General features: G+C 38.4%; 10 protein-coding genes. 4 read left to right on the forward strand and 6 right to left on the reverse strand.

Annotated elements, in window-relative coordinates; translation table 11 throughout:
• Window positions 1-128: 128 nt before the first annotated feature.
• Window positions 129-1,121, forward strand: a complete 993-nt coding sequence (gene asnA / locus RDV53_RS03165; RefSeq protein WP_005694781.1) for an aspartate--ammonia ligase — start codon at window positions 129-131, stop codon at window positions 1,119-1,121.
• A 63-nt stretch (window positions 1,122-1,184) separates the two neighbouring features.
• Here asnA and RDV53_RS03170 read toward each other — a convergent pair whose 3' ends face one another.
• The 4 genes from RDV53_RS03170 to glpA form a co-directional block, all read right to left on the reverse strand.
• On the reverse strand, window positions 1,185-2,276 hold the full coding sequence (locus RDV53_RS03170) for a YdcF family protein (RefSeq protein ID WP_032822356.1): 1,092 nt from the start codon (window positions 2,274-2,276) through the stop codon (window positions 1,185-1,187).
• Window positions 2,277-2,347: 71 nt separating this feature from the next.
• Window positions 2,348-3,625, reverse strand: coding sequence for an anaerobic glycerol-3-phosphate dehydrogenase subunit GlpC (gene glpC / locus RDV53_RS03175; RefSeq protein ID WP_005694783.1), 1,278 nt, complete (start codon window positions 3,623-3,625; stop codon window positions 2,348-2,350).
• Window positions 3,626-3,634: 9 nt separating this feature from the next.
• Entirely contained in the window at window positions 3,635-4,924 is a 1,290-nt protein-coding gene (glpB, locus tag RDV53_RS03180) for a glycerol-3-phosphate dehydrogenase subunit GlpB (protein WP_005694784.1), read from the reverse strand.
• Window positions 4,914-6,605, reverse strand: coding sequence for an anaerobic glycerol-3-phosphate dehydrogenase subunit A (glpA, locus tag RDV53_RS03185; protein WP_032822355.1), 1,692 nt, complete (start codon window positions 6,603-6,605; stop codon window positions 4,914-4,916). Before glpA ends, glpB begins: the two co-directional genes overlap by 11 nt.
• A gap of 291 nt (window positions 6,606-6,896) precedes the next feature.
• On the opposite strand from glpA, the gene glpT reads away from it, so the two are divergent.
• The 3 genes from glpT to glpQ all read left to right on the forward strand — a co-directional run bounded on the left by glpT (window position 6,897) and on the right by glpQ (window position 10,447).
• Complete coding sequence (glpT, locus tag RDV53_RS03190; protein ID WP_005694786.1) at window positions 6,897-8,339, forward strand: glycerol-3-phosphate transporter; 1,443 nt, start codon at window positions 6,897-6,899, stop codon at window positions 8,337-8,339.
• 93 nt (window positions 8,340-8,432) lie between these two features.
• Window positions 8,433-9,344: a hypothetical protein gene (locus RDV53_RS03195; RefSeq protein WP_005694787.1), complete on the forward strand. Its 912-nt coding sequence runs from the start codon at window positions 8,433-8,435 to the stop codon at window positions 9,342-9,344.
• A gap of 17 nt (window positions 9,345-9,361) precedes the next feature.
• A complete protein-coding gene (gene glpQ, locus RDV53_RS03200) occupies window positions 9,362-10,447 on the forward strand; it encodes a glycerophosphodiester phosphodiesterase (RefSeq protein ID WP_005694789.1) in 1,086 nt (361 codons plus the stop codon).
• Between the two features lie 123 nt (window positions 10,448-10,570).
• Here glpQ and RDV53_RS03205 read toward each other — a convergent pair whose 3' ends face one another.
• Window positions 10,571-11,872: an OmpA family protein gene (locus tag RDV53_RS03205; RefSeq protein WP_115353572.1), complete on the reverse strand. Its 1,302-nt coding sequence runs from the start codon at window positions 11,870-11,872 to the stop codon at window positions 10,571-10,573.
• A gap of 271 nt (window positions 11,873-12,143) precedes the next feature.
• A complete protein-coding gene (locus RDV53_RS03210) occupies window positions 12,144-12,773 on the reverse strand; it encodes a YkgB family protein (protein WP_005697450.1) in 630 nt (209 codons plus the stop codon).
• Window positions 12,774-12,836: the final 63 nt, after the last annotated feature.

Genomic DNA, 12,836 nt, shown 5'->3' on the forward strand with positions numbered 1-12,836 from the left:
AATACCTTCTTTATTTTTGATAATATTCAACATTTAAAACAATGTAAAGAAATTACTTGAAATAATTTGTCATTTTATTGAATAATGCACAACAAATCTTACCGGTTATTATAAAAAGAAGGATAAATATGAAAAAGACGTTTATTTTACAACAACAAGAAATTAGCTTTGTGAAGAACACCTTTACTCAAAACTTGATTGAACAACTTGGCATTATCGAAGTACAAGGTCCAATCCTTAGTGAAGTTGGCAACGGTATGCAAGATAACTTATCAGGCATTGAGAAAGCGGTTCAAGTAAACGTGAAATGTATCCCAAATGCCGTTTATGAAGTGGTTCACTCATTGGCTAAATGGAAACGTCATACTCTCGCACGTTTCCACTTTAAAGAAGGTGAAGGCTTATTTGTTCATATGAAAGCATTACGTCCAGATGAAGATTCATTGGATCAAACTCACTCTGTTTATGTGGATCAATGGGACTGGGAAAAAGTGATTCCTGAAGGTCGTCGTAACTTTGCTTATTTAAAAGAAACTGTACGTTCTATCTATCGTGCAATCCGTTTAACTGAATTAGCCGTAGAAGCTCGCTTTGACATTCCATCAAGCTTACCAAAAGAAATCACCTTCGTTCACAGTGAAGATTTAGTGAAACGCTACCCAGCTCTTTCAAGCAAAGAGCGTGAAAACGCCATTTGTAAAGAATATGGTGCCGTGTTCTTAATTGGTATCGGTGGCAAATTATCAGACGGTAAACCACATGATGGTCGTGCACCAGACTACGATGACTGGACAACAGAATCTGAAAACGGCTACAAAGGTTTAAACGGCGACATTTTGGTATGGAACGCTGAGTTAGGTAAAGCGTTTGAGCTTTCTTCAATGGGTATTCGTGTAGATGAATCCGCATTGCGTTTACAAGTTGGTTTAACCGGCGATGAAGATCGCTTAAAAATGGATTGGCACCAAGATTTATTAAACGGCAAATTACCTATCACTATCGGTGGTGGTATCGGTCAGTCTCGTATGGCAATGCTTTTACTTCACAAAAAACACATTGGTGAAGTGCAATCAAGCGTATGGCCAAAAGAAATGTTAGAACAATATCAACATATTCTTTAATCGAACGAGAAGATAAAAAAGTGCGGTGAAATTTCACCGCACTTTTGTTTTTGGAAAGATTAATTAATCTTGCAATGGCCCGCTATTAAACATTGGCAATCCCATGGTTTTTAAGCTGTCACGATAAATACCCAGCAAATCTTTCTCTGTAATTTTTTGTAGCTGATCTAACGGTTTATCTAATGCGGCGACCGTTTCAATCACAATACCTTGTGGACCGGATTCTTGCGTCGCAATTTCAAATAACGCTTGTCCACGACGAACATGACTACCCGAGCTAATCAACACAGCATGTTTGATTTTATGTTTCGCTAAAGAGTAACGAGAGAAAAGCGCATTTTCAACAGTTGAACGTGCATAGTTATCAGAATAAATACGGCTTGCATCCACGCCTTTCTCAATCAACCATTGCTTCATCAAATCCCCTTCGGTTTTATTATTTTGTGGCACACCGCCCGTCACAATAATTAACGCATCTGGATTTTGATTCGCAATTTCTAAGGTTTTCTCTAAACGTTGCACCAAAATATCATGCATACTGCCATCTGGGTTTAACGCATAGCCCAATGCAATAATTGCAGATTGTGCCGGTAACTTGGTTTCCAGTTTATCTGTAATTGGTTGATTAGCTGCTTTATCAATCACGGCAAAGACTTTTTCTAATTTGCTCGCACTTTCTGGTGAAAGTTGTTTTAAGCGTTCTAAATGTTTAGTAGTTTCTGCTTGATTGCCTTTAAAACGATTCCATGCCGCCAAGTAAGTGTGGGCTTTCACATCATCTGGCGCCACATCAAGCACTTTTTGGTAAAGCTCAATGGCTTTATCTGTATTACCGTTATAAATATTGGCATTCGCTGCGCCAAACAAAAAATCCACACGATAAGGCTCAAGCTTATACGCTTCCAATAAAAGATCCGCAATACGCTCCATATTAGAAGGAAGTTTCGCCGTAAAACCTGCATTTGACACACGAGCCGGCGAGTTTTGGATTTTCACTGCTTGTTCAAGCAACTCATCCACAACCTGTCTTTGAGTAAGAAGTTGTTGGTAATTTAATTGAGGCTCAAGCACTTTCACTTCTGCCGTGCTGGCAAAGCTGTTGACCGCAAGGGATGAAAGCACAGCAAGTAAGGAAACTTTGAAGATTTTTTGCATAATTAATTCTCCATATTGGATTGAATAACAAAAAGAGCGGTCACTTTTTTTATCAGTTTCCGCTCTTTTCACTAAACTTGATTCATTGACATACACAATAATGTTAATGGATGGATACAAGTCACGTTAGATGACATATCGATCTGCCATTTACAAGTTTGGCATTCAGAGATTACGTAATCAAATCCGCCTGCATTGATGTTATCGAATAAGTTTTTACCGATAGATTGGGAAACCTCGTAGTTTTCTTCTTTGAAACCGTATGTTCCTGCGATACCACAACATTGTGATGGGAGCATCACTACTTCTAAACCTGGAATTTGTTTTAACACTTCCAAGGTGTAGGGTGCCCAACCCGCTTTATCCACGTGACATGCGGTGTGATAAGCCACACGCAATTTCAGTGGTTTAAGTGGTAAAGTTTTACCTTCTTTAAAGAGTTGATATAAGAATGGTGTCACCATGTGAATATGCGGACGAACTTTCGCATTGTCGATACCTAAAATATGATGATATTCATCACGTAAATTTAAGGCACAACTTGATGCTTCACTGATCACATCCAAGCCATTTTCATCCACCATTTTGCTGATGTAATCGGTATTAAATTGTGCGATTTTCTTCGCTCGTTCTGGGAACTGGTTCACGCTTAATGGCAAGCCACAGCATTTTTCTTTTTCCAATAATACCACGCCAATATCCATGGCATTGAATACTTGAATAAATTCTTTGCCCAATTGTGGGTTATTGTAGTTCACATAACAGCCATGATAATACGCCACTTTACGTTCGAATTTTTGTTGGCTTTCCAACATTTTTTTCATATACCAGCTGCGGAACGTACCAAAGGAATATTTTGGTAATGTACGATGACGACTGATTTTTAACGCTTTTTCCAACACAAATTTTGTCGCTTTCAAGCCTGTAATCGTATTCACAATTGGTGCAAGCGGTGTATTAAGTGACCCCATAATATCGGTGTTACTTAAAATCGCATCACGTAATTTTTGCACTGCGGGCTTGTGTTGTTGAGCAAGGTATTTGTTTCTTGCGCGAACAATAATGTCACCGATTTTTACATCAGACGGACAGGCAATTTCACAACGTTTACAATTAGTACAGTATTTCAATGCTTCATCATAAAGCTCGGCTGATTTTAAGCGTAAACGCTCACCATCCGGCCCCGATTGTTTTGGACCTGGATAGTTTGGATTCTGACGCGAAACCGGACACACTGCTGTACAAGCCGTACATTTAATACAACTTTCAAAACTCTCATCAAAGGCATGATGATGTTGTGGTGCATTAAGGGATTGTTTTGCATTTTCAATTAATTGTTGAATGTTCATAACGCCTCCTTAATGTGTGTTGTGAAGAATTTCATCAGCAACAGCAAGCGCTGTTACCACTGCTACGCCAGAACCACAACCAAGCTCTAGGGCATTGAAACCACCAATCACATTACCCACCGCATATAAATTCGTTAAAAATTGACCGCTCTTTTGTACTTGGCATTGCGCATTAATCGCCACGCCCGCAGATTGGTACGGTTGTGGATTTGAGAAACGGTGATCAGTCCAAGTAAAGCGATCCGTATCGTTAAAACCTTCCACACCGATGATGTCAGAATGGAATACGGGTTCGTAGATTTTATCGAATTCAGAAACTAAACCTTTACTGAAGAAACTGCCAGAAGCTAAGACAAAATGTTCTGCTGTGATTTCTTCCTCTTCGTGCAAACGCGTTTGAATAGCACGAACTTTATTGCCATGAAAATGTGCTTTTAATGCGCTATCACCATTCATCATGAGTCCGCCTAATTTCTCAAAACGATGACGTAATTGAATACGTTGACGCATACCTAATAAAGAAGGCGGTAAAGTTGGCAATTCAAATAATGGTAAGCCAGTTGCTTTACGAAGTGACTCCATAAACTCTTGATTTTCTAAGCCGAAACATGCTGGCAAGAAAATGGCTTCATTACCTTTCGCCGCTTCTTTCATTTCAGCTACAAGATCATCAAATTTCAGTTTATATTCTAAAACTTGAGCAATGTTTACACTGCGGAACTCACGAGAGTTTGCACGTAACTGATCTAATTCAGGGATATTTAAAAAGCCGGTTTTCACTTCACAATGTGCAAATTGTGGATTGAGCGTGAGGTTATCTGCCAATAATTCTGGTTGGAAATCGTGATAGCCTTCAATGCCTAAAACCGCAATTTTTTTATAAGGGAATGGGGTTTCGCCTTGCACGGTTGGCACACTATTTGGTGAAAGCCATGCACCGCGTAAGCTACCTAAACCCGTTACACGAAGATGATTTTCTGCGGTTGAACCAATTAAATCTAAATTTAACGATTCCGCTAATTTCTCGAAATCTTGCGCTTTCGCTAATACACGTTCAGCACCCATAATGCTATAAGGGTGTTGTGGTAATTGAGCTGCAAGTGCGGTCAAATTTTCAGGAATATTTTTAACAAACGCACCATTTGGTAAACGGCTTAATAAATCTAATGAGCCGGATGCAAAATCAATCGCTGCTTGGCCGTTATTGATAATGACACAACGTTTGCCTTGTTCTTGTAGGGCGATGCCGCAAGTTAAACCTGCAAGGCCGCCACCAATAATCACTACATCAAAATTCATTGTTATCCGTCCCTTGCTGTTTGTCAGTTTCAAGCGGTTGAACGTCATTTAAACCCAACACACTGCCATACATCCATGAAGTAAATTCCGCTTCACGAATCGCTTCACCCCATGCAATAGGCTCAATACCGCGCCAACGCTCTTCCATGAAAGCGGTTAATTGAGTGGTCGATTGACGAGGTGTTGCTACGTCAAAACGGTTCATTAAACCCGCTGCACGACATGCGCAAAGCTCAGCTTGGCAAGTACCCATACCTACACGAGTACGGCGACGTAAATCCACTAAGTTATTCACATTTAATTCATCAACGGCATAACGGACTTCACCCGCTGTCACGGCTTCACATTCGCACACCATTGAACGGTCGAGACGTTCTTTATCTAATAAACGAGTGGCGCGAGAACCATGACGATACACGGCTGAATAACGAATCGTACTTGGAAGTGAAATGACTTTCTGATTGGTTTCTGCGCGGCTTTCAGTTGAACCCGGCAATGGACTCTCAGCGGTTGTACAACGTGCGGTTTTGTTGAGTTTTTTACAAACAAGATCCGTTGCCCATTCTGCCATTAGGCGATAAGTCATTAATTTACCGCCAGTGATAGTGATAAAGCCTTCTAAGCCATCACGCTCTGCGTGGTCAAGCAACACGATACCTCGACTCACGTTACGACCAGATGGGTCATCATCAGACGCGACTAACGGACGTACACCGGCATAAGCACGTAATACGCGAGTATGACGCAAGCTTGGTGCAAGTTTTTCCCCTTCACGGAATAAAATATCCACTTCTTCCGGGGTGACTTCCATGTTATCGATTTGATCATAAGGAATACGGCTAGAGGTTGTACCGATAACACAAATGGTATCACCTGGCACAAGAATGTCCGCATCCGCCGGTTTACGGCAACGGTTAATGACCATTTTGTTGATGCGGTGCCCCATGACAAGTAATGCGCCTTTTGCGGGGAACATTTTGATTTTGAGATCCGCATATTCTGCGATACCTTGTCCCCAAATACCACCCGCATTGACGACTAATGGCGCAAAGAATTTACGATTTACACGATTTTTGTGATCGTAAACATCCACACCGATCACTTTGCCACCTTCGCGAATTAAGCTTTTTACTTCACAATAAGTGAACATTTTCGCGCCATTTTCGGTGGCATCCATCACGTTGGAAGCCGTTAAACGGAAAGGATCGATTGAACCATCTGGCACCACAACGGCACCCACTAAATTAGGGTTGACTGATGGTTCCATAATTTGGGCAAGTTTAGGATCAATGGCGACCGCTTCAATACCGGATTTGGTACAACTTTCGATGAAGGTTTTTTGATAATCAAGGGAATCTTCAGGTAAGGTGATAAATAAACCTTCTGTTTCATCCACACAGTGACGAGCGATATTGCGCAGAATTTTATTTTCTTTAATACATTCTTCTGCTGATTCCTGATCGTTCACGGCATAACGCGCACCACTATGTAACAAACCATGGTTACGGCCTGTTGCGCCTGTCGCAATATCACGACGCTCTAATAAAATACAGTTAATTCCACGCAATGCACAGTCACGGGCAATCCCCGCACCTGTCGCACCGCCACCAATGATAATCACATCCGTCGAGATAGGTGAAAAATCACCCACATCACGATACATATTAGGCGATAATCCCATTGTTACCCCCAAAGCCAAAATATTAATAAAAAGAAACGTAAAAACTGTTACAAATTCCATGGCTATTGTATGAGAGAGCGGTTAAATTCACAACATTTTGAGCGAAAAAGAAAGCTGTTTTGTGAGACAGATCACACAATTTTCGAATTCGCTCATTTGTTAAAAAATATTTTGTGAAATGCATCACATTTTTGAATTATTTCCCTTTTTAATTTCTATTTTTATTTTATTATGCACGCTATCCCCAGCATGGGGGTGGACTCATAATTAAAATGATATTGGAGAGAAATTATGTTTGGACCATTTAAACCCGCTCCGCATATTGCGGAACTTCCAGCGGAGAAAATTGATTCCACGTATAAACGCTTACGTTGGCAAGTGTTTGCAGGGATCTTCTTTGGTTATGCTGCTTACTATTTTGTACGTGCAAACTTTGACTTAGCACAACCCGGTTTAATTCAACAGGGCTTGTACACTAAAGCGCAACTAGGTGTTATCGGCTCAGCGGCTGGTCTTGCCTACGGTTTATCTAAGTTCGTCATGGCAGGTATGTCTGACCGTTCGAACCCTCGCGTATTCTTACCATTTGGTTTATTGCTTTCTGGTCTTTGTATGACCATGATGGGTTTATTCCCATGGGCAACCTCTGGCGTGGCCATCATGTGGGTAATGATTTTCTTAAATGGTTGGTTCCAAGGTATGGGTTGGCCTCCATGTGGTCGTACAATGGTACACTGGTGGTCTAAATCAGAACGCGGTACTATCGTATCTATCTGGAATACCGCGCACAACATCGGTGGTATGATGCCGGGTGCAATGGTGCTATTAGCAAGTGCCGTCTTCTTCAGCACTCATGGTGTCGAAGCGCAAGCAAAAGATATTTGGCAACAATCCCTCTACTATCCGGGTATTGCGGCAATGCTCTGTGCAATTCCAGTTTACTTCGTCATGCGTGATACTCCACAATCTTGTGGTTTACCATCAATCGAAAAATGGCGTAATGACTACCCAGATGACTATAACGAAAAAACTTACGAAAACGATTTAAGCACAAAAGAAATCTTCGTCACTTATGTATTGAAAAACAAATTGTTATGGTACATCGCGATTGCTAACGTATTCGTATACTTAATCCGCTACGGCGTATTGAAATGGTCTCCGGTTTACTTAAGTGAAGTAAAACACTTCAACATCAAAGGTACTGCATGGGCTTACACAATCTATGAATTAGCAGCGGTTCCAGGTACATTATTATGTGGTTGGGTATCAGATAAAGTCTTCAAAGGTAAACGTGGTTTAACCGGTTTCATCTTCATGATCTTAACTACCGCAGCAGTTGTAGCATACTGGATGAACCCAGCTACACCTGAAGCAGAGCTTGCAAACTATGCAGCTTGGTATGAAAACCCATATCAATTAACTGACTTCATCTTAATGACCTTAATCGGTTTCTTAATCTACGGTCCTGTAATGTTAATCGGCTTACACGCTCTTGAGCTTGCACCGAAAAAAGCAGCAGGTACAGCAGCAGGTTTCACCGGTTTATTCGGTTACTTAGGCGGTACAGTATCAGCATCAGCTGTTATCGGTTGGGCAGCACAACACTATGGCTGGGACGGCGGTTTCTACGTCATGATCGGCGGTGGTATCTTAGCGGTGTTATTACTCTTCATCGTAATGGTTGAAGAAGGTAAACATAAAGCTAAATTAGGCGATACCTACGGTACTAAATAATCTATAAATTAAAGGCGACAGGCGAAGGCTTGCCGCCTTTTTTATTACAAAAACAACTGAATTTTTAACCGCACTTTAAAAGGAGATAATGTGATGAAATTGAATAAATTAACCATTATGTTAGGCGCGGCAGTTATGGCAAATGCAGCATTAGCAAATCAAACTTGTGAAGCGCCCTATCGTTCAGCACTCCCCGCTTATACTTATAAATTAGACAAGGTGCTCGAAGTCAACGGACGTCAAGGCATTACCACTGATGGTAAATATTTATATGTATCAGGCAGTAAAACGCTCGCTAAATACGATATGAATGGGAAACTGATTAAAGAAAATAAAGATCCTTTTGTCGGCTACCAAAAGGAAGCCAATCACATTGGCGACATTGATATCTACAACAATGAACTTTATGTTTCCTCCGAATGGTTTGATGCCGGCGTAGGTAAAAATATTCAAATTGCGATTCACGATCCTGAAACCCTCGCATTAAAAAGATCAGTTGATTTTAATCCTGAGTCAGGTCAAGTCGAAGTTTCCGGCATCACTGTAGATACCGTTCACAATTCAGTTTGGATGGCATCTTGGGTTGGTGAAGAAAGTGGCCGTTATTTATATGAATATGATCTTTCAACAGGTAAATATAAACGTAAAGTGCATTTACAACCTGTTCCACAATGGATTCAAGGGGTTTATGCCTATAACGGTGATCTCTACGTTACATCTGATGATGGTACGGCAGATGAAAAAGAACCCGATCATATTTATCGTGTAGAAATTTCAGATAAAAATAATGAAGCTCGCGTTGTTTTAGAAAAAACATTGAATGACATTCGAGATGTCGGCGAAGTCGAAGGCTTGAATGTGAATCCGAAAACGAAACAACTGCTTGTCCATGCAAACCGAGGCAAACAAATTGTGTTAGGGATGCCAAAAGGATTTTATCCAGGATATGACCGTGAAATTAGTGAAATCTATTTTTACGACATGAAACCAAGATGTAATAAGTAAATCAAGGAGAACACACAATGAAACTCAAAACTTTAGCGCTTTCTTTATTAGCTGCAGGCGTACTTGCAGGATGTAGCGCACACTCTTCTGTGGACACTATGAAATCAGACAAAATTATCATTGCTCACCGTGGTGCAAGTGGTTACTTACCAGAACATACGCTTGAATCTAAAGCGCTTGCATTTGCACAACACGCAGACTACTTAGAACAAGACTTAGCGATGACAAAAGATGGTCGTTTAGTGGTTATCCATGACCACTTCTTAGACGGCTTAACTGACGTAGCGAAAAAATTCCCAAATCGTCATCGTAAAGATGGTCGTTACTATGTAATTGACTTCACCTTAAAAGAAATTCAAAGTTTAAATATGACTGAAAACTTTGAAACTAAAGATGGTAAACAAGTTGCAGTATATCCAGGACGCTTCCCACTTTGGAAATCGCATTTCAGAATTCACACTTTTGAAGATGAAATCGAATTCATCCAAGGTTTAGAAAAATCTACCGGTAAAAAAGTGGGTATCTACCCTGAAATCAAAGCACCTTGGTTCCACCACCAAAATGGCAAAGACATTGCAGTTGAAACCCTTAAAGTGTTGAAAAAATACGGTTACGACAAGAAATCTGACATGGTTTACTTACAAACCTTCGACTTCAATGAGTTAAAACGTATCAAAAACGAATTGCTACCAAAAATGGGCATGGATTTAAAACTTGTTCAATTAGTGGCATACACCGACTGGCATGAAACTGAAGAAAAAGATGCGAAAGGCAAATGGGTGAACTACGATTACGATTGGATGTTCAAACCAGGCGCAATGGCAGAAGTGGTAAAATATGCTGACGGCGTTGGTCCTGGCTGGTACATGTTAGTGGATAAAGAAAAATCTAAACCAGGCAACATCGTGTACACCCCATTAGTGAAAGAACTTGCACAATACAAAGTGGAATTACACCCATACACCGTGCGTAAAGATGCGTTACCTGAATTCTTCACTGACGTAAATCAAATGTACGATGCGTTATTGAACAAATCTGGTGCAACCGGTGTATTCACCGACTTCCCAGATACTGGTGTTGAGTTTTTGAAAAAACAAAAATAATACGTAAGTAAAAGTAATAAAAAGAGCGGTCAAAATTCGTTGTGATTTTTGACCGCTTTTTTAACTAAAACACTAATAGTATGCTACTAAAAAAGTAATTCTTCTATATTCATATTGAATATACTAAAATTTTATAGAAGAAAAATAACTCCAGATACTGTTAAGAGTATTATTATGATGGATAGGATCTTCCTTGCCCTCTTTATTATCTAATTCTAATTCCAAAATAACACCTCTATTAATACCATCACAATCTTTAAGATCCCTAATCGGTAATATATTTTTTTTACAATAAGGATTATACTCAAAGTTTGCCAATCCTTTTGTTTTTAAAGATATATTTCTTTCATAATTGGATTTTTTATCTATTTCTTTTATGTATTGAACTACAGATTCAGCTCGTTTTTCAGATAACTTTTTATTTCCACCTTTCTTATAAGGCTTTAGATCTGTAAGTCCATAGATTGTTATTTCTTTTATACTTTCTTTAGGATATTTTAATACAAAGTCATCAACTTCTTTTTTTGCACTGTCTTGAATATGGTATGCCCCTTCATCAAAAATCCATCTAAATTTTTTTAAAACACATTTTCTAGGAGGTGAGTTCGTATTTTTAATAATAGTCAAATTATCATTATTTATAGAAAATCTAACTCCTTCTATGTCAAGAAATGATTCTTGACCAATACCCCATAATACCCTCACATCATGAATAATATTAGTTTTATATAGCACATCACAAGTTGTTTTAAGACTTAAATTTTGCTTTTCCAAAATATCATTTATGAATAAAAAATCTTTATCAGTTACCCTAATACTTGCATGATCATTTTTTATACTTAAGCTAGACAAGGTTTTATCTAATAACCTTTCAGAAACACCACCCAAAACAAAATTAAAAAAAACGAGAGAAATGCCAAAAAAAACCTTAACACTACTATTTTTAGATTTATCAATCTCAATTAATGAAAAATATATAATAACAAAATAAACAAAAAGCAGAATAATATTAAAATAAATATTGTCAAATATATACAAACGAATGAAAAAAACAAGAAAAAGAAAAACAAACCCCATAAAAATTAAGAAACACGATTCAAATCTATTATTTGTGGACAAGTACCTTTTCCTTAAATAAGAAGATAAAAACAATATTGAAAAAACATGAAGTAATGTAAAAAAAATAATAAATATACCAAATCCAACAGAAACAAATATATAAACAAGTGAATCCGAAATACTTAGCCCTTTAGGAATATAATTTATATCAATAAAACAATATTTAAATATCAACAACACTCCAAGCAATGGAGCATACTTTATAAACGCACTAAAAAAACCTACTAATTTAATTATCTCATGAAACGATTTATCATCCGTTTTCTTATATAACAATCTATCTAATTGATATTTATTTTTTGCCATATACAAAGCCTTAAAATAAAGAAAAAATCTAATTATTACCTACTTATAAAATAAAATGTATAGAATTTCTAAAACTTCAAATTCAAGCAGAAATTTTAGACTAAGACACTAGACATAATGCATCATTCATTATACGGAATAAATAATCTGGTCATAGAATTACCGAACCACTCACCATATGAATACTATTAATTCATTCTTTTTTATTATTTTATATTAAAAAATAAAAAGGCTTGCCATTTATCCCAGCAAGCCTTCTAAAATAACGCAATTAAGCAAATTGCTTTTTATTCTCTAAATAGCGTTTTGCACATTCTGCTGCAGCAACTAAGCCGCCTGCCATCATAATAATATCTTTAATCACGAGTCGGCCAGCACCTGAGAGATATGGGAAGCCATAATTAGGTGTTGGGAAGTCCCCACCTAAATTTGGCACCCAGGTTTCTGGCGTAAATATCAGGAACGACAGCGTGACTATCGACATACCAAAGGTGAGTAAGCCTCCGAATAAACCTAATGTTGGAGACCAAATGCCTGCTAATACTAAAATACCAATTGTCACAATGATTGCGCCAATAATATAAGATGCTGTGTAGGTGCCGTTGGCTTTATGCCATTCGATATTTTTTGCGACCATTTTGCCTTCAGGGTTTTTATATAAGGTATATTCTTTTACTAAAACACCCTTATCATTTGTCACTTCATTTGCACCGTTTTTGTAAAGGAAGCTTAAGAAAGGACTATTTGACACAAAGTGTGCAATACCATCTGCCTCATATTGGCAAACTTTTAAACCTCCAATCCAAACCATCACAACACAAATGGCAATGCGGATAAAGTTAATAAATTGACGTTGCAATGGCGCAACAATATTAGCTAGCAATGTAACTAATGCACTCATGTAGAACTCCTCATATAGTTCAATTGATATTACGGGCATAATGCCCAAGAATTTTTATATAAA

The sequence above is a fragment of the Haemophilus parainfluenzae ATCC 33392 genome (genome assembly GCF_031191205.1).
GTDB lineage: Bacteria > Pseudomonadota > Gammaproteobacteria > Enterobacterales > Pasteurellaceae > Haemophilus_D > Haemophilus_D parainfluenzae.

Excerpts from the sequence above, each read along its gene's own strand:
- asnA (WP_005694781.1), top strand. The coding sequence starts at position 129 with ATGAAAAAGACGTTTATTTTACAACAACAAGAAATTAGCTTTGTGAAG.
- RDV53_RS03170 (WP_032822356.1), bottom strand. The coding sequence starts at position 2,276 with ATGCAAAAAATCTTCAAAGTTTCCTTACTTGCTGTGCTTTCATCCCTT.
- glpC (WP_005694783.1), bottom strand. The coding sequence starts at position 3,625 with ATGAACATTCAACAATTAATTGAAAATGCAAAACAATCCCTTAATGCA.
- glpB (WP_005694784.1), bottom strand. The coding sequence starts at position 4,924 with ATGAATTTTGATGTAGTGATTATTGGTGGCGGCCTTGCAGGTTTAACT.
- glpA (WP_032822355.1), bottom strand. The coding sequence starts at position 6,605 with ATGGGATTATCGCCTAATATGTATCGTGATGTGGGTGATTTTTCACCT.
- glpT (WP_005694786.1), top strand. The coding sequence starts at position 6,897 with ATGTTTGGACCATTTAAACCCGCTCCGCATATTGCGGAACTTCCAGCG.
- RDV53_RS03195 (WP_005694787.1), top strand. The coding sequence starts at position 8,433 with ATGAAATTGAATAAATTAACCATTATGTTAGGCGCGGCAGTTATGGCA.
- glpQ (WP_005694789.1), top strand. The coding sequence starts at position 9,362 with ATGAAACTCAAAACTTTAGCGCTTTCTTTATTAGCTGCAGGCGTACTT.
- RDV53_RS03205 (WP_115353572.1), bottom strand. The coding sequence starts at position 11,872 with ATGGCAAAAAATAAATATCAATTAGATAGATTGTTATATAAGAAAACG.
- RDV53_RS03210 (WP_005697450.1), bottom strand. The coding sequence starts at position 12,773 with ATGAGTGCATTAGTTACATTGCTAGCTAATATTGTTGCGCCATTGCAA.